General features: G+C 58.5%; 23 protein-coding genes and 1 tRNA gene. 14 read left to right on the forward strand and 10 right to left on the reverse strand.

Annotated elements, in window-relative coordinates; all coding sequences use genetic code 11:
- The first annotated feature begins 34 nt into the window (after positions 1-34).
- The 3 genes from AM571_RS09640 to hflX all read left to right on the forward strand — a co-directional run bounded on the left by AM571_RS09640 (position 35) and on the right by hflX (position 2,654).
- Complete coding sequence (locus tag AM571_RS09640; RefSeq protein ID WP_074061209.1) at positions 35-898, forward strand: D-amino-acid transaminase; 864 nt, start codon at positions 35-37, stop codon at positions 896-898.
- Positions 899-1,008: 110 nt separating this feature from the next.
- A complete protein-coding gene (gene hfq, locus AM571_RS09645; RefSeq protein ID WP_003539403.1) occupies positions 1,009-1,251 on the forward strand; it encodes an RNA chaperone Hfq in 243 nt (80 codons plus the stop codon).
- Between the two features lie 77 nt (positions 1,252-1,328).
- Positions 1,329-2,654: a GTPase HflX gene (gene hflX, locus AM571_RS09650; RefSeq protein ID WP_074061210.1), complete on the forward strand. Its 1,326-nt coding sequence runs from the start codon at positions 1,329-1,331 to the stop codon at positions 2,652-2,654.
- A 327-nt stretch (positions 2,655-2,981) separates the two neighbouring features.
- On the opposite strand, the gene mazG is transcribed toward hflX, so the two are convergent.
- Positions 2,982-3,821 (reverse strand): nucleoside triphosphate pyrophosphohydrolase, encoded by an 840-nt coding sequence (gene mazG / locus AM571_RS09655; RefSeq protein WP_074061211.1) that lies wholly within the window; start codon positions 3,819-3,821, stop codon positions 2,982-2,984.
- A gap of 6 nt (positions 3,822-3,827) precedes the next feature.
- Entirely contained in the window at positions 3,828-4,415 is a 588-nt protein-coding gene (locus AM571_RS09660) for a nucleoside deaminase (protein ID WP_074063152.1), read from the reverse strand.
- Positions 4,416-4,664: 249 nt separating this feature from the next.
- Between AM571_RS09660 and cysG the strand changes: the two genes are divergently transcribed.
- The 5 genes from cysG to AM571_RS09685 are packed head-to-tail and all read left to right on the forward strand — an operon-like array spanning position 4,665 to position 9,869.
- Positions 4,665-6,101 carry a siroheme synthase CysG gene (gene cysG, locus AM571_RS09665; RefSeq protein ID WP_074061212.1) on the forward strand — a complete coding sequence of 479 codons (1,437 nt, stop codon included), beginning with the start codon at positions 4,665-4,667 and terminating at the stop codon, positions 6,099-6,101.
- Positions 6,102-6,103: 2 nt separating this feature from the next.
- Complete coding sequence (locus AM571_RS09670) at positions 6,104-6,418, forward strand: DUF2849 domain-containing protein (RefSeq protein WP_074061213.1); 315 nt, start codon at positions 6,104-6,106, stop codon at positions 6,416-6,418.
- 8 nt (positions 6,419-6,426) lie between these two features.
- The gene (locus tag AM571_RS09675; RefSeq protein ID WP_074061214.1) at positions 6,427-8,097 is read left to right on the forward strand and encodes a nitrite/sulfite reductase; all 1,671 of its coding nucleotides are present in this window, start codon (positions 6,427-6,429) and stop codon (positions 8,095-8,097) included.
- Between the two features lie 10 nt (positions 8,098-8,107).
- Entirely contained in the window at positions 8,108-8,620 is a 513-nt protein-coding gene (locus AM571_RS09680) for a DUF934 domain-containing protein (protein ID WP_074063153.1), read from the forward strand.
- A 37-nt stretch (positions 8,621-8,657) separates the two neighbouring features.
- On the forward strand, positions 8,658-9,869 hold the full coding sequence (locus AM571_RS09685; protein WP_074061215.1) for a UbiH/UbiF family hydroxylase: 1,212 nt from the start codon (positions 8,658-8,660) through the stop codon (positions 9,867-9,869).
- Between the two features lie 56 nt (positions 9,870-9,925).
- On the opposite strand, the gene AM571_RS09690 is transcribed toward AM571_RS09685, so the two are convergent.
- Positions 9,926-10,675 (reverse strand): cytochrome c biogenesis CcdA family protein, encoded by a 750-nt coding sequence (locus tag AM571_RS09690; protein WP_074061216.1) that lies wholly within the window; start codon positions 10,673-10,675, stop codon positions 9,926-9,928.
- Positions 10,676-10,867: 192 nt separating this feature from the next.
- On the opposite strand from AM571_RS09690, the gene AM571_RS09695 reads away from it, so the two are divergent.
- Positions 10,868-10,943, forward strand: a tRNA-Lys gene (locus AM571_RS09695).
- 169 nt (positions 10,944-11,112) lie between these two features.
- The gene (locus AM571_RS36165) at positions 11,113-11,280 is read left to right on the forward strand and encodes a hypothetical protein (protein ID WP_155774430.1); all 168 of its coding nucleotides are present in this window, start codon (positions 11,113-11,115) and stop codon (positions 11,278-11,280) included.
- Positions 11,281-11,550: 270 nt separating this feature from the next.
- Here AM571_RS36165 and AM571_RS37325 read toward each other — a convergent pair whose 3' ends face one another.
- From AM571_RS37325 to AM571_RS09730, 6 genes are all read right to left on the reverse strand, one after another.
- Positions 11,551-11,736 (reverse strand): hypothetical protein, encoded by a 186-nt coding sequence (locus AM571_RS37325; RefSeq protein ID WP_074061217.1) that lies wholly within the window; start codon positions 11,734-11,736, stop codon positions 11,551-11,553.
- Positions 11,737-12,074: 338 nt separating this feature from the next.
- Entirely contained in the window at positions 12,075-12,995 is a 921-nt protein-coding gene (gene istB / locus AM571_RS09705; protein ID WP_074061218.1) for an IS21-like element helper ATPase IstB, read from the reverse strand.
- A complete protein-coding gene (gene istA, locus AM571_RS09710) occupies positions 12,992-14,506 on the reverse strand; it encodes an IS21 family transposase (protein ID WP_074061219.1) in 1,515 nt (504 codons plus the stop codon). The genes istB and istA overlap by 4 nt, the downstream gene beginning before the upstream one ends.
- A 344-nt stretch (positions 14,507-14,850) precedes the next feature.
- Entirely contained in the window at positions 14,851-15,459 is a 609-nt protein-coding gene (locus tag AM571_RS37330; protein ID WP_074061220.1) for an AlpA family phage regulatory protein, read from the reverse strand.
- Positions 15,460-15,524: 65 nt separating this feature from the next.
- Positions 15,525-15,767, reverse strand: coding sequence for a hypothetical protein (locus AM571_RS09725; RefSeq protein ID WP_074061221.1), 243 nt, complete (start codon positions 15,765-15,767; stop codon positions 15,525-15,527).
- Between the two features lie 418 nt (positions 15,768-16,185).
- Entirely contained in the window at positions 16,186-16,389 is a 204-nt protein-coding gene (locus tag AM571_RS09730) for a hypothetical protein (RefSeq protein WP_074061222.1), read from the reverse strand.
- 299 nt (positions 16,390-16,688) lie between these two features.
- Between AM571_RS09730 and AM571_RS09735 the strand changes: the two genes are divergently transcribed.
- Positions 16,689-17,042, forward strand: coding sequence for a hypothetical protein (locus tag AM571_RS09735; protein WP_196776317.1), 354 nt, complete (start codon positions 16,689-16,691; stop codon positions 17,040-17,042).
- Between the two features lie 206 nt (positions 17,043-17,248).
- Here AM571_RS09735 and AM571_RS37335 read toward each other — a convergent pair whose 3' ends face one another.
- Entirely contained in the window at positions 17,249-17,434 is a 186-nt protein-coding gene (locus AM571_RS37335) for a hypothetical protein (RefSeq protein WP_074061223.1), read from the reverse strand.
- A gap of 1,890 nt (positions 17,435-19,324) precedes the next feature.
- Here AM571_RS37335 and AM571_RS09755 point away from each other — a divergent pair.
- From AM571_RS09755 to AM571_RS09765, 3 genes are all read left to right on the forward strand, one after another.
- Positions 19,325-19,534, forward strand: coding sequence for a hypothetical protein (locus AM571_RS09755; RefSeq protein WP_022715550.1), 210 nt, complete (start codon positions 19,325-19,327; stop codon positions 19,532-19,534).
- On the forward strand, positions 19,534-19,908 hold the full coding sequence (locus AM571_RS09760; protein ID WP_074061226.1) for a GFA family protein: 375 nt from the start codon (positions 19,534-19,536) through the stop codon (positions 19,906-19,908). The genes AM571_RS09755 and AM571_RS09760 overlap by 1 nt, the downstream gene beginning before the upstream one ends.
- A gap of 145 nt (positions 19,909-20,053) precedes the next feature.
- Positions 20,054-21,349, forward strand: coding sequence for an efflux RND transporter periplasmic adaptor subunit (locus AM571_RS09765; RefSeq protein ID WP_074061227.1), 1,296 nt, complete (start codon positions 20,054-20,056; stop codon positions 21,347-21,349).
- The last annotated feature ends 2 nt before the right edge of the window (positions 21,350-21,351 follow it).

Genomic DNA, 21,351 nt, shown 5'->3' on the forward strand with positions numbered 1-21,351 from the left:
TTTCCCATTTCATTGCCTTAGATTCAGGTTTTCCATGCCGAGAATATCCTATGTGAATGGCCGTTACGTGCCGCACGCCGATGCGATGGTACATATCGAAGACCGCGGCTATCAGTTCGCCGACGGCGTCTACGAGGTCTGCGAAATCCGTCATGGCTACATCGTTGATATCACGCGCCATCTCGATCGCTTGAACCGCTCGCTTGGCGAGTTGCGCATCGACTGGCCAATGAGCCGCCAGGCGATGATCCATGTGATTCGTGAAACGGCGCGCCGCAACAAGGTACGCAACGGCCTGTTCTATCTGCAGGTGACGCGCGGCGTGGCGCGCCGCGACCATGTCTTTCCGGCCGAGGGCACCAGGCCTTCGGTGGTCATTACGGCCAAAAGTACCGATCCTGCGGTCATCGCGAAGAAAAACGCAAACGGCATCAAGGCGATCACCGTTCCGGACAATCGCTGGGATCGGGTCGACATCAAGACGGTCGGTCTTCTTTCTAACGCCCTGGTTCGCCAGCAGGCAAAAGAAGCCGGCGCCCAGGAGGCCATTTATGTCGATGCCAACGGCTGCGTGAAAGAAGGTGCCGCGACCAATGTCTGGATTGTCGACGCCGACGGCACCTTGATCACGCGCCCTGCCGAACATGGCATTCTGCGCGGTATCACGCGCACGACGCTGATGGATGTCGCGGTGAAGCTCGACCTCAGGATCGTCGAACGGAACTTCACCGTCGCCGAAATGCTAGCGGCACGCGAAGTCTTCATCACGGCTGCAACAAGCATTTGTTTTCCTGTCGTTTCCATCAATGGGCAGACGATTGCCAACGGTCATCCCGGCACGATCTCGCAGAATATTCGAGAAGCCTTTTTCGACGTTGCGGAAAAGATTGCGATTTGATACCAAGATTTGCTGGACGGAAGGGATGAGGGTTACCTTCCGTCTTTCAGGAGAGGTTGATTAATATTCACCGGCTCGATCAAGCCGGCAATAAAGAAAGAAGCGGCGCGATGGCGGAACGTTCTCAGAATTTGCAGGACTTATTTCTCAATACTGTTCGCAAGCAAAAGATTTCTCTCACAATTTTTCTCATTAACGGCGTAAAGCTCACGGGCGTTGTCACTTCCTTCGACAATTTCTGCGTTCTTCTTCGCCGTGACGGCCATTCGCAACTCGTGTATAAACACGCGATCTCAACAATCATGCCTGGCCAGCCCATGCAGATGTTCGAGAGCGAAGAAGCAGCGTCCTAACAAGGTCAGCAGTCATTTCGACACGCGATACCAGGAATGATTCCATCATCCCGGAGGCTCAGAGACTTCGGGATGATATGCGGGCAACCGTCGTCGTGCCTGTGCTCAAGCAGGCGCGGGCTAAGAGTGCGCCCATCGAAGGAGCTGCGACCCGCTCGCCGGAGAGCCGCCTCGATGAAGCGACCGGTCTTGCTGAGGCAATCGATCTGGATGTGGTCAACGGCGCGATCGTACCGATCTCCGATCCGCGTCCGGCCACGCTGCTCGGCAGCGGCAAGATCGAGGAAATCAAGGCGCAGCTCGATGAGCATGATTCCGGCCTGGTGATCGTCGATCACCCGCTGACGCCGGTGCAGCAGCGCAATCTGGAGAAAGAGTGGAATGCCAAGGTCATCGATCGCACGGGCCTGATCTTGGAAATCTTCGGCCGCCGCGCCTCCACGAAGGAAGGCACGCTGCAGGTTGATCTTGCGCATCTGAACTATCAAAAGGGCCGTCTGGTCCGCAGCTGGACCCACCTTGAACGCCAGCGCGGCGGCGGCGGCTTCATGGGCGGCCCGGGCGAAACTCAGATTGAAGCCGACCGCCGTCTGCTGCAGGACCGGATCATCAAGCTGGAACGCGAGCTGGAGCAGGTCGTCCGCACCCGTCAGCTGCACCGGGCAAAACGCAAGAAGGTACCGCATCCGATCGTGGCACTGGTGGGCTATACCAACGCCGGCAAGTCGACGCTCTTCAACCGCATTACAGGCGCGGGCGTGCTCGCCGAGGACATGCTCTTCGCAACGCTCGATCCGACGCTTCGCCGCATGAAGCTGCCGCATGGCCGGACCGTCATCTTGTCCGACACCGTCGGCTTCATCTCCGATCTGCCGACGCATCTTGTCGCCGCCTTCCGCGCAACGCTCGAAGAGGTGCTGGAAGCCGATCTGATCCTCCACGTCCGCGATATGTCGGATGCCGACAATCAGGCGCAGAGCGCCGACGTGATGCGCATCCTGAATGATCTCGGTATCGACGAGGCCGAAGGCGCACGACGCATCATCGAAGTCTGGAACAAGATCGATCGTCTCGAGCCGGAAACGCATGACGCGATGGTGCAGAAGGTTGCAGGCGCCGAAAACGTGGTCGCTGTTTCGGCCATCAGCGGCGAGGGCATCGCTCACCTGATGGAGGAAATCAGCAAGCGCCTTTCCGGGGTGATGACCGCGACGACGATCAAGCTGCCATTGGGCAAGCTGGCGCTGCTGCCCTGGCTTTACGAACATTCAATCGTCGACGGCCGCGAAGACAACGAAGACGGCACGGTGACGCTCGACGTAAGGCTCGCCGAAAGCGAAGCGGCCGAATTGGAACGGCGCATGGGCGACGGCTTGAAGCCGCAGAAGGAAGACTGGGAATAGCGAGACGCTAACCGCTGATCGCTTTCAGGCAAATTCGAGACGCGCCGATTGCCGATGAAATCACCGTTCGGCACGCCCAAGGTCCTTGTGTGCAGGAGATTCTTCCCCCGTGGCATGCGGGTAAGCCACCGCTCGGCCGCGCGGTGGCTGGCTTCCTGCGAGGAAGAGTATGGAATGGTCGCCTGGTGGCAGAGGCACGCGTTCAGCGATGCCGCAAAGGACGTGCGGGTGCGGGGTGATCCTTCGAAGCCTTGCGGCTTCGCCTTCGGGCAGCCATGGTAAAGAGGGCAGATTCGACGAATGAACCCTCGACATGATGTGGAGGTGTCATTCCCTTGCGACCGCGCGTTCGATCGCCTTGGCGGCCTGCCAGATTTCCTCCATGCGCTCTAGCGTTGCAGCCTCCAGCGTTTCACCATCTGCTTCAAGTGTTTTTTCGATGTGATTGAATCTCCGTCTGAATTTCGTGTTTGTACCGCGAAGCGCCTGCTCGGGATCGGCCTGTACATGCCGGCCGATATTGGCAATGGCGAAGATCAGATCGCCGAGTTCATCGCTGACCTTCGCGTGATTGCCCTCCTTGAGTGCGGCACGAAGCTCACCGATCTCTTCTTCGATCTTGTCGAGGATGGGCTCTGGCGCCGACCAGTCAAAGCCGACCGCTGCGGCGCGTTCCTGTAGTTTCAGCGCTTCTGTGAGCGCGGGGAAACTACGCTGCACCGAGCCCAGAAAGCCTGCATTGAAATCTTCCGAAACGCCGCGCCTTGCGCGCCTTTCGGCACGCTCGTGTTTTTCCGCCTTCTTGATCTCGTCCCACTGCTTCTTGACGAGGTCCGGGGTGTCGGCACCGGACCGCGCGAAGACATGCGGGTGACGACGGATCATCTTGCGGGTGATGGCTTCAACGACGTCACCGAAGGTGAATTCGCCGGATTCTTCTGCCATGCGGGCATGGAAGACGACCTGCAGCAGCAGGTCGCCAAGTTCCTCGCAAAGATCGTCCATGTCGTTGCGTTCGATCGCATCGGAGACCTCGTAGGCTTCCTCGATCGTGTAGGGCTTGATCGTTTCGAAGGTCTGGACGATATCCCAGGGGCAGCCCGTTTCGGGATCGCGCAGGGCAGCCATGATCTCGATCAGGCGCGAAATGTCTTTTGAAGCTTCCATGATATCTCAGTTCAACGGGATGGCATTGGCGTCCTTGGACGCCTGATAGGTGTCCGACAGCGCATCGTAGCGGGCCTTGATGCCGGCGGCCTGCGCTTTCAGACCGGTTTTCAGCGGTTCGTCCTCGGTTTCGATGAGGTCGGCGATCGCAAAACTGTTCCAGAACGCGTTCTGGCGGCGATATCGGCCCGGTTCGAGGCCGAAGACCTCCTTCAGGATCTTCAGATCATGCGGGATGGCAAAGCTGTCGCGCGAATCCTCATGGCTGAAGAAATAATAGAAATTATCGAAACCCGCCCAGGTGATCGCCGACATGCACATGCTGCAGGGCTCGTGCGTCGAGAGAAATATGAGATCCTTGGTCGAGGGCTTGTCGGAAAGCTCGTAAAAGCGCTTCAATGTGTGAACTTCGCCATGCCACAGCGGATTTTCCAGTTCGTTGTTCGTTTCCGCGACGACCAGCGCCAGGTCAGACTTACGCAGGATTGCCGCGCCGAAGACCTTGTTGCCCTCGGAAACGCCGAGTTCCGTGATCGGCAGGATGTGTTTCTGGATGACTTCGAGAAGACGGGAGGCAATCGTCTTTTCCGGCATGGCGTTCTCCTGTTTTGTGCAGTTTACCGGTTGCCGCTTGGAAGCGGAATGCATGATCCCGCCGAATCTGCGCATTTGTCACCAGCTTATGATGCGCTGCAGCAGCATTTTCAAACGACCGGGCGACTTTTCTCAAATCATTGAGATGGCGAGCAAAAGAATACGCGCTCAGCGGGGCTTTCGAATTTCTGTTTCTTCAATCCGTTGACTGTAAAAGGCATAGTCGACAAACTTCGAAGTGGAATGATAATGCCTTCCAGCAACGAACAGCTCTCGGTGTTTCCCGCATTCTTCCGTGTGGAAGGGCGGATTGCAGCCGTTTTCGGCAATGGAGACGAGGCCTTCGCCAAGGTGCGTCTGCTGCTGAACACGCGCGCCCGCATCGTTGCTTATGCGGACCATCCCAAGGCCGATTATCATTCGTTCCTGCTTTCCAATCGCATCGAAATGGTTCGTGGTGCTTTTTTGCCCGAGCAGGTGGATGGTGCGGCGCTTGTTTTTGCTGCAACCGGTAACCCTGCCGAGGATCGCGCGGTCGTGGAAGCTGCCCGGAGGGCGAGAATTCCAGCCAATGCGGTCGACCAGCCGGACTATTGCGATTTCTTAACGCCAGCTCTCGTCAATCGTGCGCCGGTGGCCGTTGCGATTGGCACCGAAGGTGCCGGTCCGGTGCTGGCACAGATGATCCGTGCGCAGGTCGATCAGTTGCTTTCTCCATCGCTCGGCCGCCTCGCCGATCTTGCCACGAGCTACCGCAGGACTGTCGAACATCTCCTTCCGCGCGGCATCGCCAGAAGGGTCTTCTGGCGCCGGTTCTTCTCTGGTCGAGTGGCCGACGCCGTTGCAAACGGCAATCTTGCCGAAGCGCGGCGTGCTGCAAACGGCCTCCTGCGCTCGGCGGAAAAGGTTGACGGCCGCGTCTGGCTCGTCGGTGCCGGCCCTGGAGCCGAAGATCTGCTGACCTTGCGCGCCCAGCGCGTGATGATGGAAGCCGACGTCATCGTTTTCGATGCGCTGGTGCCGCAGGCGATCGTCGATATGGGCCGCCGCGATGCCGAGCGTCTTTCGGTCGGCAAGCGCAAGGGTTGCCATTCGAAATCGCAGGAAGAGATCAACGATTTGCTTGTCCAGCTCGGGCGCCAGGGCAAGCGTGTCGTGCGTCTGAAATCCGGCGATCCACTCGTCTATGGCCGGGCAGGGGAGGAGATGGCGGCGCTGCGTACTGCAGGCATCGGCTACGAGGTGGTTCCGGGTATCACTTCCGCTTTTGCCGCTGCGGCGGATTTCGAGCTGCCGCTGACGCTGCGCGGCGTTGCCTCCTCGCTGGTCTTTACGACCGGGCATGACCTGACGGGCGACGTGCTGCCCGATTGGGCAAGCCTTGCCGTATCTGGCGCGACGATCGCCGTCTATATGGGACGTACGGTCGCAGCTTCGGTCGCCGAGCGGCTGATGAGCGCTGGGCTTCCCGCCGAGACGACCGTTGCCGTCGTCGAGAACGCAAGCCGTGCGGACCGTCGCCTACTGCATGGCATTCTGCGTGACCTTCCCGACTTGCAGCATCGTAACGAGTTGACGGGACCGGTCATGGTCATTATCGGCGATGCCGTCGCAGGCGCCAATTTCGAACTGTCAGAGCCGCTGGTGCGCCGTGAGGCGACCGCGCCGGAATTTGCAAGGAGCTGAACATGGTCGACAAGGTTCTGACCGCCAACAGGCTGACGGATGGCGTGGCCGTCTGGCTTAGCGCCAGCGGCGAGTGGGTAACCTCGCTGCAGGATGCGCTCGTCGCACGCCATGCTGAGGCCGTGGCGGCTTTGGAAGAGATCGGCAAGAAGGCCTATGCCGACAACAAGGTCGTTGACGTTGCTGTCATCGAAGTTCAGGAAACCGGCGGAGTTCTATGGCCGCTGCGCCTCCGCGAGCGCATCCGCGCCCAGGGCCCGACCATGGAATATGCGCCTGGCTACAAGCCGGCCGATCCCGAATTCATTGCAGTCTGAGGAAGCTGATGTACCGTTACGACGAATTTGACCACGCCTTTGTCGCCGAGCGCGTCGAGCAGTTTCGCGACCAGGTCCAGCGCCGTCTGTCAGGTGAGCTTGCCGAGGATGCGTTCAAGCCGCTGCGCCTGATGAACGGCGTCTATTTGCAGCTCCATGCCTATATGCTGCGTATAGCCATCCCCTACGGCACGCTCTCCTCGCGCCAGATGCGCATGCTCGCCCATATCGCCCGCACCTACGATCGCGGCTACGGCCACTTCACGACCCGGCAGAACCTGCAGTTCAACTGGCCGAAACTCTCCGACATGCCGGACGTGCTTGCCGAACTTGCGACGGTCGAGATGCATGCCATGCAGACCTCCGGCAACTGCATTCGCAATGTCACGGCGGATCATTTTGCCGGTGCCGCGGCGGACGAAGTCGCCGACCCGCGTCCCTATGCGGAAATCCTGCGCCAGTGGTCGTCCGTGCATCCGGAGTTCTCCTTCCTGCCCCGCAAGTTCAAGATCGCCGTCACCGGCGCCGAGCGCGACCGTGCGGCGATCCAGGTCCACGATATCGGCCTGCATCTGAAGAAGAACGACAAGGGCGAGATCGGCTTTGCCGTTTACGTCGGCGGCGGTCAGGGCCGCACGCCTATGGTCGCCAAGCTGATCCGCGACTTTTTGCCGGAAGAGGACCTGCTGTCCTACACGACCGCGATCATGCGCGTCTACAATCTGCACGGCCGCCGCGACAACAAGTACAAGGCGCGCATCAAGATCCTCGTGCACGAGACCGGTGCCGAAGAACTGGCGCGCCAGGTCGAGGTTGAGTTCATGCTGCTCAAGGATACCGAGCTGAAGCTGCCGGAGAAGGACGTTCAGGCGATCGCCGCCTATTTCGCGCCGCCCGCGCTGCCGGAACGCGCCGACGGCTGGGAGAATCTTGCCCGCTGGAAGAAGGCCGATCCGGCATTTGCCCGCTGGGTGCAGCAGAACGTGGCGCCGCACAAGAACCCCGATTACGGCATGGTGACGATCTCGCTGAAGCCGATCGGCGGCATCCCCGGTGATGCCTCCGACGCGCAGATGGATGCCGTTGCCGACCTCGCCGAGGAATATGCCTTCGACGAAATCCGCGTGAGCCACGAACAGAATCTCATCCTGCCGCATGTGGCGCTGAGCGATCTCGAAGCGGTCTATAGGGGCCTGGTTGCGGCTGGCCTCGAAACTGCCAATGCCGGCCTGATCACGGATATCATAGCATGTCCGGGGCTGGACTATTGCGCACTTGCCAATGCGCGTTCGATTCCGGTTGCACAGGAGATTTCCAAGCGATTTGGCGATCCGGCGCGTCAGGCGGAGATCGGCGAACTGAAGATCAAGATTTCAGGCTGCATCAATGCCTGCGGGCATCACCATGTCGGCCATATTGGCCTGCTCGGGGTCGAGAAAAAGGGTGCCGAACTCTACCAGATCACGCTTGGCGGCTCCGGCGACGAGCACACCTCGATCGGCGAGATCATCGGCCGCGGCTTCGAACCGGACAAGGTGACGGACGCAATCGAGACGATCGTCGATACCTATCTCGGCATCCGCCGGGACCCGGCCGAAACCTTCCTTGCGGCCTATCGCCGCGTCGGACCGCAGCCTTTCAAGGATGCGCTGTATGGCGCGGCTGCGGAAGCGGCATAAGGAGGGAACCGTGACGAAGATTTGGAGAGAAACCGGTTTTGTCGCCAATGATCCCTGGGTGATCGAGAGCGATGAGGTCAAAGCGATCGAAGATCAGAAGCCTCTGCTCGGCCTCGACGATCTAATCGAAAGGGCCGGAGAGAGCAACGATGTCGGTCTTGGCGTGCTCATCAAGCCCGCTGACGACGTCCGCAAGCTGGAGCCTTACCTGGATCGCCTCGAAATCGTCGCCGTTGCCTTCCCGGCATTCAGCGACGGCCGTGCCTTTAGCCATGCCTCGCTGCTGCGCAAGCGACTCGGTTATACCAACGAATTGCGGGCGGTAGGCGATGTGCTAATCGACCAGATCCCGTTGATGCTGCGCGTCGGCATCGACAGCTTCGCCGTGACCAATGAAACGGCGCTCAAGCGCCTTTCCGAAAACAGGCTGCCGGGAATTCCGCATCATTATCAGCCGGCTGTGCGTGACGCGGAGGCCGGCAAGGGCTATAGTTGGCGCCGTCAGGCGAAGCCGGCGGCATAGATGCCGGCTCGCCGTCTCTGATGACGGAAGCGATGCAATGAAACAGTTCGAAGTGGCGGTGATCGGTGGCGGTCTCGCCGGCATGGTGGCCGCGATCTCACTGGCCCGCGGCGGCCGCAGCGTGGCGCTGATTGCCCCTCCCGCCACGACAGAGGATCGGCGTACAACGGCGCTGATGGATCAGTCGATCCGCTTCCTCGATCGCCTGGCGCTCTGGGAAAAGCTGAAGCCTTCGGCCGCGCCGCTGAAAAGCATGCGCATCATCGATGGCACAAATCGCCTGCTGCGTGCACCAACCACGACGTTTCGCGCCGTCGAAGTCGGTCTCGACGCTTTCGGCTACAACTTCCCGAACAAGGCTTTGACAGACGTGCTCGAGGCGGCGGTCGCAATCGAAGGCAATATCACGCGCTTCACTGCTTTTGCTGAGAGCATTGATATCGGCGAGGATGCCGTTACCATCATGATTGCGGGCGGCCAGATGCTGTCTGCCGATTTTGCTGCCGGCGCCGACGGTCGCAAGTCGAAGCTTAGGGAAAAAGCCGGCATTGGCGCGCGCAACTGGTCCTATCCGCAGTCGGCCATGGTGCTGAATTTCGGCCATTCGCTGCCGCACGAAAATACCTCGACGGAATTTCACACCGAATGCGGCCCCTTTACCCAGGTGCCCTTGCGCGGCAACCGCTCTAGCCTCGTCTGGGTACAGAATCCGTCGGATGCCGCCGCCGGCCTCGAATTGTCCCTTGCCGAATTGAGCAACGTCGTCGAAGCGCGGATGCAGTCGCTGCTCGGCAAGGTGAGCGTCGAGGAAGGCGTCCAGATATGGCCTCTTTCAGGCATGATGGCGCATCGTTTCGGCAAGGGCCGGATAGCGCTGATCGGGGAAGCTGCGCACGTCTTCCCGCCGATCGGCGCACAAGGCCTCAATCTCAGCCTGCGCGATATCATGGCGCTGACGGATATTCTTTGCGACCGGGCCGAACTGCCCCTATTGGCCGATTCGGGCGATCGGTTCGACCGCAGGCGCCGCGCCGACATCATGACGCGAACGGTCAGCGTCGATCTGCTAAACCGCTCGCTTCTCTCAGGTTTCCTGCCGGTGCAGATGTTGCGCGCTGCGGGCCTCCATATTCTCTCGGCGTTTCCGCCGCTACGCAGCGTCGTAATGCGCGAAGGCATCGAGCCGGGCCGCGGATTGCGCGATATTCCGACTGCCTTGCGGGAAAAGTTCAGTCGCAAGAAAGGCTGACCTGATCGCGATCCTTCGGCGCATAACTCTGCAAGGCAGGCGATGATGTGTTGTCTTTAGCCGATCCGCATCAGAATCGGAAAGGTCTGCTGGAACCAGATGGCAGTATCGGTGACGAAACCGAATATGAAGGCGAGCCCCGTGAGCACGAGGAAGCCTCCCATGATCTTTTCGATGGTGCCGAGATGGCGGCGGAAGCGCGCCAGAAAATTCATGAAGGCACCGGAAAAGCCGGCGGCGATCCAGAAGGGAATAGCGAGGCCGAGCGAATAAACGGCGAGGAGCCCCGCGCCGGAGCCTACGGTCTCGCGCGCTGCCGCGACCCCCAAAATGGCGCCCAGCACCGGTCCAATGCACGGCGTCCAGCCGAAGGCGAAGGCAAGTCCCATGATATAGGCGCCGGTCAGCGTCGCCGGTTTGCCGCCGCCCTGGAACCGGGCCTCGCGCGCGAAAAGCCCGATCCGGAAGACGCCGAGAAAGTTCAGCCCCATGATGATGATGATGAGGCCGCCGACCTTGGCCAGGAGATCCAGATGTTGGCGCAGCAGCATTCCGATGCTGGAAGCGCCGGCGCCGAGCGCGACGAAGACGGTGGCGAATCCGAGGGTGAAGAACAGCGCCGAAAACAGCACCCCGCGCCGGACATCGGGTGCAATCGCAACAGCATTTCCGCCCCGGAACTGCTCGACGGATATGCCCGCCATATAGCAGAGATAGGGCGGAACGAGGGGAAGCACGCAGGGAGAGAGAAAGGAGAGGGCACCCGCAAGCAGGGCGCTCAACAGGGAAATATCGGCAATCGACACGCATTCTCTCCGGCTGCAAACCTGGCGGATGTTTAGCGCCGCAACCAACCGAATGCCAATCACCTTTTCGAGCCCGGCAAGAAATATGCCCGACGCGGCGAAAAAGGGAATTTTTCGGTTGACCGCAATAGGTCGCCTGCATATGTTCCGCGCACTTCCGGCCGGGGCTGTTTAAAGCTCACGGCGTCAAGGGAGAGCGTAGCTCAGCTGGTAGAGCAACTGACTTTTAATCAGTAGGTCATGGGTTCGAGCCCCATCGCTCTCACCAAGAAATTCAATAACTTGGTGAGCTTTCCGAAATTCGGCTGCATCTTCAGTCGCCCCCGAGTCGCCACCGTTTCTTCAACGCCTGAATCTGTCCAGGTCGTCGCCAAGGTACTCAGCGAAGAGTTTTCGAAGAGACAAGAGATTGATTCTCCAGCGATGAAGTTTCCCTCATGACTGCAGCTCAGGATGATCTGCGCACAGCGCTTGTCGTCGCCATTGAGGCTGCCGCCAATGCCGGTTCAAGAAGCTGGCTGAATTCCGCACCGCTCTCGGTCCGCTGGTCGAGCCTTTTGAGGAAGCCGCCGTCCATGGTGCCACGCTCGAAAAAGTGGGAATGATGGCTGGAGCCACGAGTTCGCGGTCGGCGATGGCGGTTGGCAGGTCCGTCATCCACATGGCGCTGGTGACAATTCGGGATCGTGCAGGGCCAATCACCTCCGATGACTTGAAGGATCTCGCTGCGTAGTCTGGTGCGCACCAATTCCGTAAAAAATCCGGTAACAGTTATAGAACAAATTCAAGGCCGCCAATGTGCGGCCTTTCCTTTTGGGGCGCTGTCGATCCGCGGACGCTGTAAACTCGCGAAACCACCAGGTCTGTCCCGAACCCTACCGCCACCGCGGCTCTCGTGGTGCGTTGTGCAGCAGTTCGCTAGCGGACGCAAATGGTCCAAACAATTGCAGCAGTCGAGCCTCTTCATCCTCGTTAAGTCTGCGCCGCGCGGAGAAATCCTTGACCGACCAAACGCGGGTTGTGGCTCCGGTGCCGAGGTTATTAAGTTCAACTCGCTGCATTCGTTACTCCTCCCATACAGTTTGGGAGACCTATACCAAAGTATAATTTAGAAATAAATAAAATAAGTAGTGCCGACGCCTTTTTTGCGTCGTTCGCCATTGCCTTGGCGCCATCTCCTCCTCTGGCGACGAGGCAATCTTGCGGCGAGTAGAGCTGGTTATCCCGGCTCCTCGCCGCGTTTGATTTATGCAGGATAGAGCGGCATGGTAGCTCGCTTGGCTCATTGTCGCGCTCCGCACCCCTTCTTTTCCAAGCTTCGAAGGTGTCGTGCTCGCGAACCGCTGGACCACCTGATACATGTGGCGGTGTTAGCTATAGAGCGGCAATCTGGATGAGATCAGCGCGACAATCTGGATGAGACTCTGGTGTCGCGGTTGTCGGGGAGCGTATCATCTTGATTGTCGCTGGCAACGGTTTCGTCGGGCTCTGATTGTCGCGCAGCGTCAATCTCAGCGGTATTCCTGATTGTCGCGTAGGAGGCTGGTCTACCTCGCTGTCGTTTTGCCTCCATCGCAGCTCGGCGGCGATAGCTCTCGACATTCATCTCAAAGATGGTTGCATGGTGAACGAGACGATCGACGGCTGCGAGGGTCATGGCGGGATCTGGGAAGACCCTGTTCCATTCTCCGAAGGGTTGATTGGCGGTGATCAAAATAGATCGTCGCTCGTAACGAGCAGAGATGAGCTCGAAGAGCACGCTAGTTTCGGCCTGGTCCTTGGTGACATAAGCGAGATCGTCGAGGATGAGCAAATCGAACTTGTCTAGCTTGGCGATGGCGGACTCAAGCTGGAGTTCGCGACGAGCCACTTGCAGTTTCTGAACGAGCTCCGTGGTGCGCGAGAACAGCACACGCCAACCATTCTCGATGAGTGCCAGGCCGATTGCTGCGGCGAGATGGCTCTTTCCGCCACCCGGTGGGCCAAACAATAAGATGTTGGCACCCTTTGCGAGCCAACTATCGCCAGCGGTAATGGCCATTACCTGAGCCTTCGAGACCATTGGCACGGCGTCGAAGTCAAAGTTGTCCAGCGTTTTACCTGGTGGCAGTCGTGCGTCAGCAAGATGACGTTCCATGCGGCGGCGATCGCGTTCGGACAGTTCGTGCTCGGCAATAGCGGATAAGAACCTCGCCGCCGGCCAGCCTTCCTTGTCGGCCTGTTCGGCAAAATCCGGCCAGAGTAGCTTTATTGCCGGCAACCTGAGGTCGGTTAGCATGATGGCGAGCCTGGCCGCATCGATAGCGTGAGCGTTCTTCATGCGGCGTCCCCAACCTGGTGAGCATCGATCAAGGCTTCGTAGCCATTGAGGGAGGCGAGATGGACGTTCACGGTCGGCAACCGTGCAGGGTCGGGAGCAAATAAGGTTCGCAACTCGGCAATGTCTGGCAGATCGCCCGCGTCGAGTATTTTGCGCAGTCGTTCGGCTAGCTCACGTTCACAGCCCCGATCGTGGGCCAAGGCCAAGAGTTCGACTGTGATCTTGCACGCCTGCTTGTCGGAAAGTCGGTCGAGCAGGATCTCGAAGGCTCTACGATATTCCTGCCGAGGAAAGAGCTTGTCGCGATAAACAAGCTGGAGAAGCGCCATTGGCTTTTTGCGAAGGGAATGGATGACATGCCGGTAGTCGACGACCTGATCATGTTTACCACTGGCATGACCGCGACCTCTGCGAAGCGACATGAGATGCGTGCCGCCGATAAAGACATCGAGGCGATCATCAAACATACGCACGCGTAACCGATGCCCGATCAGGCGCGAGGGTACCGTGTAAAAGACCTTGCGCAATGTGAAGCCACCGCTGCTGGAAACACGAACGACAACTTCTTCAAAGTCGCTCGTCCGTCTTCCTGGCAATGGCTGAAGTTGGGCACGCTCGGCATCGATGCGCTTGCCATATCGGGCATTGCGTCGACTGACGATCTCGTCGATGAAGCCTCGATAGGCATCGAGATCGTCGAAGTCACTGGCGCCACGCATTAACAGCGCGTCGCGGATCGCATTCTTGAGATGACCATGCGGGCTTTCAATGGAGCCATTCTCGTGAGCAATCCCTTTGTTGTTGCGCGTCGGCGTCATCTGGTAATGAGCGCAAAGATCCGCGTATCGCCGGGTTAGGTCCTCCTTTGCATCAGCATCGAGATTGCGGAATGCCGCCGACAGGCTATCGCTACGATGATAAAGCGGCGTGCCTCCAAGGAACCAGAGAGCATTCTGCAGTCCTTCTGCCAATGCCACAAAACTTTCGCCACCAAGGACGACGTGCGCGTGCTCGAAGCCGGAGTATGCAAGGCGGAAGTGATAAAGCAGATGATCGAGCGGCTGGCCTGCAATCGTGATTCCAATCTCATTCATATTGGTGAAGTCGGACAGTCCTAATCGACCTGGCTCGTGAATTTGCCGGAAGATCACTTCCTGTTCCCCGCCGTGAATAGCGCGCCATGAACGAATACGGCGCTCCATTGTGCGGCGTACGCCTTCGCTCAGCTCTGGATGGCGGCGAAGCATCTCCTCAAAGACAGCAACGGCGCGAATTCCTGGCGCTGCCTTTAAAAGCGGAACCACCTCTGCATCAAAGATGTGTGCAAGCGGATCGGGGCGACGGCGTTCCCGCGGCTTGGTCTTTTGAGATGGGAGTTGCGGATCCTGCTTAATGCGGAATGCCGTAGCTCTGCTGATCGAAGCCTTTGCGGCGGCGATCTCAGTCGTGTGCTCCTGTCGTAACTTCATGAAAAGCCTCATCTGATGATCGGTTACGTGACGACCTGGCACAGAGTGGTTCCTCGTTCTTCGAAGAACCCAAAGTACCGGCCAACCGTGATCACCAGACAAAAAACGCACTCGGCCGTGGCAGTGAAACTCCGTTCGGGCTACGCCCTCACTACGCTCCACTGCCACGGCCGAGTCTCATCTTGATTGACGCTCCGTCTCACCTTGATTGCCGCGCTGCAGTTAGCCCACTGATCTCGTCGAGCTTGGCATCAATCGCCCGCCGATCCCACTTTCGCGTGCCGGGGATTGCCGGCGGCATCCTGGCGGCAATCCACATCTAAAAACCTGAAGGCGTTAACCCGCAGTATCCGGCGGCTACTTTGCGGCCGAGAAGGCGAGGCTGGTCAGTCACGTCCGCTCCTTCTTCGGTCTGGCGCTCGGATGAACGAAGGGCAAAACCGCGCGTCATAACCAGCGCACCTGAAATACTTGAGTGCTCGCTTGCCTTCGGGCATCGCTACGTCGAGCGAGTTGCCTTCTGGCCCCAGCAGCAAGATTGCGATGACTTCGTATGCCTGGGCGAGCTTCGCGCGCAGTTGATCTAGGCCAACGGGATTTTGCGGGGGCGCTCGTGCCTCGATCTTGGCAGGTATCCAGGCTACGATTCCAGCCTTCACGAAGGCCACCCGCCTGTCGCCGAGATCCACATGCTGCGGGAAGCGGCCTTGCTCGCAATACTTGTTCACCATCGTGCGTGACATGCTTGTCATCCCGGCGACTTCGTTGCCGGTATCGATCGCGTAGGAAGCGTGATCCGCGAGTATCTGAACCGCATTTGGCTGCAAGCCTGCCTCGATCCATGTCGAAACAGCGGAGTGACGCAGAGAGTGCCAGCCAATGCCGTCGACCTTGGCACGCCCAAAGCGTCGAGGAAGGAGGCCGAGCAGGCGGCCCTTGCTTCCGCTTTTCAACGAGCGCCATGTTAAGACCGAGCACTCCGCCATGCTGCGCATTGCCTCGCCAATGCAGTGCCCGCAGATTTTGCGGCGACGAATGGTTACCTCGTCGCAACTAGCGTTTACTCGTCGACAAGTGACTTGGGATACTCGGGGGCGGGCGGCGCGCAAACCTCATCGAGCCTACCCACGATGGCGCCCGGCGACCTCATGCCGGAACTTACGAGGGCGATGGCCTGTGTTAATGCAGCTTGGCCATGTTCGCTTTTGACATCGACGTGATTTCTCTCTGACCAACGGCCGACGACGGACGTTACGAGTTCAATCTCATCTTCGGTAAAGGAAACTAATTCGAAAAGAGACATAAGAGCTCTCCTTTTTAGGCAAGAGCAGATCATCTCTCAAGCGGCTCGGGGCACCCGGTTAAATTGTCGAGCCGATAAACAAGCGTACGCTTAAACGCCAGATAAGGCAAACGAAGCAGTTACGAATCAGCATTTCCGTAACGACCGACTGCGAATAATTGAGGTGGACCGCACAGCCACGTGCGAGGGGGGTGCAAGCTCTCCGGAACGATCCATGCATCATCACTATTTCGCCGACGGCTTGTGCGAAGGAGACGGCTTACGTGACGGAAAGGAGGATTTCTTGACTTTGCGAGCCCGAACCGCGGAACCGATCTTGGTTATGACGCTCGGACCGGCTCGGATGAGGTCGCACGCTTAGAGCGCGCTGTTGCCAATTGTCTGTCGACTGTCCGAGGATGGGTGGTCAGAACGAGGATCACTCCGCAGCGAAAGCTGCTGCATAGCGGCTCGAATGTCGTTCGATAGCGTCCAGAGAGTTCATCAAGTCGACAAAGTCACAGGCCTCGGCCCAAGACATTCCGCTCACCTGCACGTCACCAAGCGTGGCGGGCTCCATTGTGATCCCATCGACAACAAGCCACTTGTCATCGACTTCATGTCGAAGATTGAAACGTCGCATCGCAAAGTCTCCAAACGGTGAATCGCGGTAACATATTTTAGGACGGATGAATATGAGAAAGTTAACGACCGTTAAGGATGGAGTGTCGCGACCAACATAGATGGGCTGATAGGCTTGGTGCCCATCTAACGTAGTCTGTCGGCACCAGACACAACATGCAGAGGAGCGCGGGAAGCGCGGGCTGCGAAAAGACGTTAAGCGCAGCACGAACTGGACGCAGAGCGAAAGCCTTCTTCTGCAGGAAAGCGCCACAAGCGGCCGAACGACAACACTTCGATCAAGACCTACCAACATCTAAGATGGCACCATTTTTCGGCTGGTGCGTGGTCGTTGCGACATTCGTTCTGGCAATATTCGGCTGGGGCGTCGGTTTTTATGGGCCACCGATCTACTTGCAGCTGGTGGTCCAGCGAACGGGATGGTCCGTCGCGCTCGTTTCGACTGCCGTCACGCTGCATTTTCTTGTCGGCGCGGCAGTCGTTGCAAACCTGCCTCGACTTTATCGGCTTATGGGCATTCCCGTTGTAACCGTCACTGGAGCGGTTCTTCTCGCCGTCGGTGTCGTCGGTTGGTCTATTGCCGGTCTCGCCGCCAGAAACAAGCCGTGCGAGGCCTGGTATCGGAAAGCTCGTTGGTGCACATGGCGCTGGTGAAGATCCTGGATGGCAGGGGCATCTCCTGCGATAACCCGAAGGGGATTGTGTTCCGGCTCGGTGCGCACCAATTTCGGATAAAGTTCCGGTTGCAAATATAGATCAAATTCAAAGCGCCGCTATCGCTTTGGAACTGGCATTACCGTTGCGCTCAAAGTCAGCCAAGCGAAACGACGCTGGACGTCCCCTCTACCCATTCCCACGGACTACCGCCACTTTGGTAGACGCTTGGCGTTGTTCATGAGTTCGCATGCAGTCGCGAATGGACCAAACAGCTGAAGTAGCCTCGTTTCTTCTTCCTCGTCCAATCGATGTCGCGCGCAGAACTCCGTAACCGACCAGACCCTCGTTGCCATATTGGAATCTGCATTTTCCGGCTCAACGCGTTCCATGGAATCCTCCACCCCTAACGGGTGAACACTACTCAAGTCTAATTTAGAAGCAAATGAAATAACGATACGGGCGCGATTTTTGTTGTGCTGCGTGCCATCGCCTGGCGCGCCTCAAGCCTGTGTTCGGCGCAGGCACGTGCACTCCATCCAAAGAGCCGTTGTACACCAGTCAAACTCGAGCGTTGGACGCGCCGGACGCCGCGTTGCTGCGTCTGTGCGGTCGGTATCTCGATCGGCAAGAGGCCACTGGCACAGTAACACCTTGAGCAATTCCAAATCACTGACCAATCTGCACAGTGGGACTGATGCAGGGTGACACTTGGCAAACTTCTTCTGGACAAGAACGAAGCATGGCGTGGCCCCACCGGCAAGGCGGTCAAGAAATGACGCCAGAGAAATTATAAAGGCCCTTTTCTTGCTGACCATCTCCTGCGCCGGTTGGGCATTGGAGCGGCTCGCTCGTGTCGCCAAAGATGGCGAGCCACGGAACGAACGGTGCATCAGGCTTGCCAAAGTCGCCAACGCACTCGAAGCCGGCGTTGGAGACTTCGGCACGGTCGGCGAACCAGCCACGTCTCGACCGCCCGCGACAGCAATGTCTTCAAGGATGCTACGGTGTCGGTGACGGTCTGCCTGTCCATTAGGCAACGGCGCGGTGAGGCAGAATGTTGACCGAATTCAAGACGTTTGTTCAGGCGACGGGATATCCAACGATCTGTCCGAACAGGCGTCGTGCCGACCTCAATATTACATCACGTAGCGAAGGTTGAGGGCCGTGAAGGAACTCTACACCCGCGCGGGTCAATGAGAAATGCATGCAGGCGTCGAAGCCGGAACTGTTTTCCTCAACCAGATCCATCTCCCAGGCCTCACTGAGACCCGGCAAGTTGGCCTCCATTTCCTCGGAGTCGGACACCGGGTATCGCGCCCATGCCTCAACGGTCAGAAGTGCATCTCGAATTTGTGTCATACAAGTATCGCAAGTCCTAGAAAGTTGTTGGTCGATCAACAATTACTCAACATACTTGGACTTTATTGTCGAGTGACTTGAAAGTGACATATGGACTATTTTTGGGGATTGCGCCTAGAAAGGCAGTAAAAAAACGACTCACCGGACAATCGTGCGTGCAATTCTGTTCTTACTTGCCGAGTTCGGATCGCACTTAAATACTTGGAGCTACTTTCGCAATGAGGTAACGGCGGGCGAAAGTCGAAGAATTGCGGCACATATGATCCATATGGCTGAGCACTATGTCTTCAAGAAGACGGTTTTCTGCGGTCGCAATCGGCTAGATAATGTCGATCGACAGATGCGAAGAATGCAGATCCTCAAGTGGCTCGCGGCTGCGGCCACCCTGGTTACCGCCACTGAAACCACAGCGTCCGATTCCATTATCACAATCGGCTGCGGCAGAGTTAATGAGCGGACTGGTCTGGTTTTCGGAAACAGGGCCCGCTTGGCCACGGACCGGCTAAGAATGAGCAAAGTCGCTGACTTTCGGGCTCGCGGTCGAGTGGACCCCTCCGGGAGCCGGTAATGGCGGAGACCCGGCGCGGGCATCCTGTAGCCCGATTGCCAGGTCTCCTGCCGTAGCGGGGAGGGGTGTTCTACGGCTCTATGACCTTGAACGGCTTTAGTTGAGTCGGTCCATTTCAATGAACCGGTAAGGATAATAGCTGGTAAATATCCACCGTATGCGTTTCGATCCGAGGCATCGTTACAATCTGGGATATCCGATACCAAATGAAGGCAGTGTTTTGCCACGCGCCGGGAAGGAATGGCATCTTTGTCGCCGATTCGAGGCTTCAGTCTGTCGTTTTTCAGGCTTCCATGAGCTTCCCAACGGCCCTCAACGCCCTAACTTTCCGGGTTGTAAAAAGGAGGTTGCCATGGCCGATTCTGCCAATCAGACGGTGCCGACGCGCAGAGTGTTGCGCGGCCGGCCTTACAGCATAAGCGAATTCGCCCGGAAATACCGTTTGGATGAAAAGGAGGCCAAGCGGCTTTATGAAAAATTCGGACCGTCGGCGACCGAGCTCGATCTTCTGATGGCCGCCAAGCGCAAGCCGCCGACGCTGCCCCTGGATTTCGACGCCTGATGAAAATGCGCACTGGGGGCTGCCTTTGCGGCGCCGTCAGATATGACGTGAAGGGCGAGCCGCTTCGCTCCGGGCTCTGTCACTGTACGGACTGCCGGAAGGAGAGCGGCTCGGCCTTCGTCACGTTCGCCGTATGGCCGCGTGCGGCTTTCGAGTATTCCGGTTCGGTTGCGACATTTGAGGGCCGCAGCTTCTGTCCGGCATGCGGCGGTCGGCTCTTTTGTCTTACCGACAAGGAGGCGGAACTCCGGCTTGGATCTCTTGATGATGCGCCGATGGAAATCGCGCCACTCTACGAGATCTGGATCAAACGCCGCGAAAGCTGGCTTCATCCGCTGCGGGCGACCGACCAGTATCACGAAGATGCCGGCTAAAGCGGACTTTCATTACCAAGATTTAATTGCGCTTTTCCGTCATTCCGTGCGAATGCGCCTCTAACGCTAATTTCCGGTTCATCTTCGTTATGACTATCTGGATGGCAAACGGAGCAGGCGCTTCTCTTTTCGACTTGAGGCTTTTATGGACGATTCCGGAACCGGCAGGAAGGCTGCAGCAGCCGATATCGATCTTGCTGCCGTCCTGGCGGCCTCCGCCAAGCGCGGCAAGGGCAGCCGCTGGCGCGGCCGTCTTGTCGCCGCTGCAGCATTGATTGCGATCGCTGGGACCGTTGGCTTTTTTTACAACGGCCGCAGCGCCACCGGATACAGCTATGAGACGCAGCCGGCAAAGCGCGGCGACTTGACGGTTCTCGTGACGGCGACCGGCTCGGTGCAGCCGACCGAGCAGGTCGATATCTCGAGCGAACTCTCCGGCACCGTGCGCGACGTCAATGTCGATTACAACAGCGAGGTCAAATCCGGCCAGGTGCTGGCAGTTCTCGATACGAACAAGCTGGAGGCCGATGTGAAGAGCTCGCGTGCGAAGCTCGATTCGGCCAAGGCGAATGTGCTGAAGGCGAATGCCGATCTGCTGTCGGCGCAGGTTTCGCTGGAGCGCTTGAAGAGCCTCGTCAGAGGCAGCGTCTCGACGCAGCAGAGCCTTGACGATGCGACCTACAAATACGAGTCCGCCGCAGCCACAAAGCAGATCAACGAGGCGGAAGTGCTCTCTGCCGAAGCCGACCTGCGGCTCGCCGAGGTCAACCTTGCCAAGGCCAAAATTGTTTCGCCGGTCGATGGCGTCATCCTGACCCGCTCTGTCGATCCGGGTGCAACCGTCGCCGCATCGCTTTCGGCGCCGGTTCTCTTTACCATCGCGGGCGATCTCAGGAAGATGGAACTGCAAGTCGATGTGGACGAGGCCGATGTCGGCCAGATTGGCGTCGGGCAGAAGGCGACCTTCACGGTCGACGCCTATCCGAACAAGTCCTTTCCCGCCGAGATCGAGCAGATCCGCTTCGCCTCCGAGACGACCAACAATGTCGTCACCTACAAGGCCGTGCTTTCCGTCGACAACGCTGACCTCCTGCTGCGCCCGGGCATGACGGCAACGGCGGATATTACCGTCGAGGCCGTCAAGGAAACCCTGATGGTGCCGAATGCTGCTTTGCGCTACGCGCCGCCAGAAGCCGAATCGCGCGCCAACCGCGGCATCTTCGGTCTTTTCCGGCCGCCGCGTATGGGGCCGCGCTCCGGCGGCAACGGCAATGAAGCGCTCACTGGCGCTAAACGTCGCGTGTGGGTGTTGCGCGAAGGCCGCCAAGTGCCTCTCGTCATCCAGGTTGGTTCCTCGGACGGTCAGTTCACACAGGTCACGGCCGGTGAGCTCAAGGAAGGCGATGCGCTTGTCACAGACGCCACGACACGGGCGCGATAGGC

Origin of the sequence: Rhizobium etli 8C-3, from assembly GCF_001908375.1 — a bacterium.
Lineage (GTDB): Bacteria > Pseudomonadota > Alphaproteobacteria > Rhizobiales > Rhizobiaceae > Rhizobium > Rhizobium etli_B.

Coding starts and splice junctions, on each gene's coding strand:
- AM571_RS09730 (WP_074061222.1), bottom strand. CDS start 16,389: ATGCGACGTTTCAATCTTCGACATGAAGTCGATGACAAGTGGCTTGTT.
- AM571_RS36165 (WP_155774430.1), top strand. CDS start 11,113: ATGACTGCAGCTCAGGATGATCTGCGCACAGCGCTTGTCGTCGCCATT.
- AM571_RS09760 (WP_074061226.1), top strand. CDS start 19,534: ATGAAAATGCGCACTGGGGGCTGCCTTTGCGGCGCCGTCAGATATGAC.
- AM571_RS09755 (WP_022715550.1), top strand. CDS start 19,325: ATGGCCGATTCTGCCAATCAGACGGTGCCGACGCGCAGAGTGTTGCGC.
- mazG (WP_074061211.1), bottom strand. CDS start 3,821: ATGGAAGCTTCAAAAGACATTTCGCGCCTGATCGAGATCATGGCTGCC.
- AM571_RS09675 (WP_074061214.1), top strand. CDS start 6,427: ATGTACCGTTACGACGAATTTGACCACGCCTTTGTCGCCGAGCGCGTC.
- hfq (WP_003539403.1), top strand. CDS start 1,009: ATGGCGGAACGTTCTCAGAATTTGCAGGACTTATTTCTCAATACTGTT.
- AM571_RS37325 (WP_074061217.1), bottom strand. CDS start 11,736: ATGCAGCGAGTTGAACTTAATAACCTCGGCACCGGAGCCACAACCCGC.
- cysG (WP_074061212.1), top strand. CDS start 4,665: ATGCCTTCCAGCAACGAACAGCTCTCGGTGTTTCCCGCATTCTTCCGT.
- hflX (WP_074061210.1), top strand. CDS start 1,329: ATGCGGGCAACCGTCGTCGTGCCTGTGCTCAAGCAGGCGCGGGCTAAG.
- AM571_RS09725 (WP_074061221.1), bottom strand. CDS start 15,767: ATGTCTCTTTTCGAATTAGTTTCCTTTACCGAAGATGAGATTGAACTC.
- AM571_RS37335 (WP_074061223.1), bottom strand. CDS start 17,434: ATGGAACGCGTTGAGCCGGAAAATGCAGATTCCAATATGGCAACGAGG.
- AM571_RS09765 (WP_074061227.1), top strand. CDS start 20,054: ATGGACGATTCCGGAACCGGCAGGAAGGCTGCAGCAGCCGATATCGAT.
- AM571_RS09660 (WP_074063152.1), bottom strand. CDS start 4,415: ATGCCGGAAAAGACGATTGCCTCCCGTCTTCTCGAAGTCATCCAGAAA.
- AM571_RS37330 (WP_074061220.1), bottom strand. CDS start 15,459: ATGCGCAGCATGGCGGAGTGCTCGGTCTTAACATGGCGCTCGTTGAAA.
- AM571_RS09640 (WP_074061209.1), top strand. CDS start 35: ATGCCGAGAATATCCTATGTGAATGGCCGTTACGTGCCGCACGCCGAT.
- AM571_RS09670 (WP_074061213.1), top strand. CDS start 6,104: ATGGTCGACAAGGTTCTGACCGCCAACAGGCTGACGGATGGCGTGGCC.
- AM571_RS09685 (WP_074061215.1), top strand. CDS start 8,658: ATGAAACAGTTCGAAGTGGCGGTGATCGGTGGCGGTCTCGCCGGCATG.
- AM571_RS09735 (WP_196776317.1), top strand. CDS start 16,689: ATGGCACCATTTTTCGGCTGGTGCGTGGTCGTTGCGACATTCGTTCTG.
- istB (WP_074061218.1), bottom strand. CDS start 12,995: ATGAAGAACGCTCACGCTATCGATGCGGCCAGGCTCGCCATCATGCTA.